The sequence below is a fragment of the Seohaeicola saemankumensis genome, from assembly GCF_021021435.1.
Taxonomy (GTDB): Bacteria; Pseudomonadota; Alphaproteobacteria; order Rhodobacterales; family Rhodobacteraceae; genus Seohaeicola.
Genome location: NZ_JAINWI010000034.1, coordinates 1 through 1,071 on the forward strand (window position 1 = coordinate 1; position 1,071 = coordinate 1,071).

At 57.7% G+C, this 1,071-nt stretch carries 3 protein-coding genes; all 3 read right to left on the reverse strand.

Annotated elements, in window-relative coordinates:
* Positions 1 to 194 precede the first annotated feature (194 nt).
* Positions 195 to 347, reverse strand: a complete 153-nt coding sequence (locus tag K7H22_RS19470; protein ID WP_230802478.1) for a StaA — start codon at positions 345 to 347, stop codon at positions 195 to 197.
* Positions 337 to 501, reverse strand: coding sequence for a hypothetical protein (locus K7H22_RS19475; protein ID WP_230802479.1), 165 nt, complete (start codon positions 499 to 501; stop codon positions 337 to 339). Before K7H22_RS19475 ends, K7H22_RS19470 begins: the two co-directional genes overlap by 11 nt.
* 94 nt (positions 502 to 595) lie before the next feature.
* Positions 596 to 1,071 (reverse strand): type II toxin-antitoxin system YhaV family toxin (locus K7H22_RS19480; protein WP_230802480.1); only part of this gene is annotated, 476 nt, incomplete at its 5' end.

Genomic DNA, 1,071 nt, shown 5'->3' on the forward strand with positions numbered 1-1,071 from the left:
ATGGTCGATCTCCGCGCCGATTTGCGCCAGCGCAGAGGTGAGATCAGCGTCGGAGATTGGGAAAGGCGGGTTTGCCGGATTGGGTTTGTTCATGGGGGTTTCCTTTGGATCAGGGTCTGAGTTCCAAAGGACAAAAAGCCCGCTTTGACTTTTCGCGGTGATGAGGTCAGACCGCGCTAACCTCCAAGGCTTGGTCAGGACTTGGGTTCGACCTGCCGTTTCGCATCAATAAATGCCTGTGCGGCCTGCATCACCTGAACCTGTGAAGTTCCAGCGCGTGCATCCTCAAGCGCGGCCTTTACCTTCATGCGAAACCACGCGTCATACGCATTCGCTTCAGCGGCCACGGACATACTCCTCGAGACCCATACCCAGCAGCTTGCCGAGGTCATCGGGCATGTCTGCAACGCGCACAGCAATTGGGAAACGGTGCCCCGTGAGGTCAGGCGCGCATTGCTCCTCTAGTCCGAGGTGCTGCCTATCCTTTTCCGTTTCGTCCATTGTGCTTTCTCCGACCGTATTATCAGCCGATGCTACATCCTCCGGCGTGGCGTCGTAAACGATAATGCCAAAGGGTCACAGCAAGCTGGCCCACTTACCGATCGGGCACCGCTTCAAGGGATTTCTCGAACCGCTTGTCCGCCGCTGCAGCTTCTTTCAAGAGCGCGTCGAAATTGTCAGGTGGATTGCCATCTTCCAACATCCCTTTGAACGTCGCATATGCATCCGTCTTGCTGCCGTAGGCGCGCAGGGTCTTGTCGTCATTCACCCATGCCACCACGATGACCTTCGCATCGCTGTTGAAGCGGTAGAACAACCGATACTGCTGGAAGAATTTCGCCCGGAACCAGTGCTTGCGGTGATCGCCGAGTGTGCCACCTTGCCGGAAGGCGGCGGCACCCGGATCTGCCGGTATGGCCTCGGTGACCAGCTTGAAGATGGCGGCCAGCCGTTTCGTGCAGTTCTTCTTTTGCCAGGTCTTGGGATCGCGGGCCTTGCGCGCCTCGACCTCCAGGGTCAGCCCTTCGATCTGGTCCAGAAAGAGCGGATGCGCATAAATCGACCATCCGT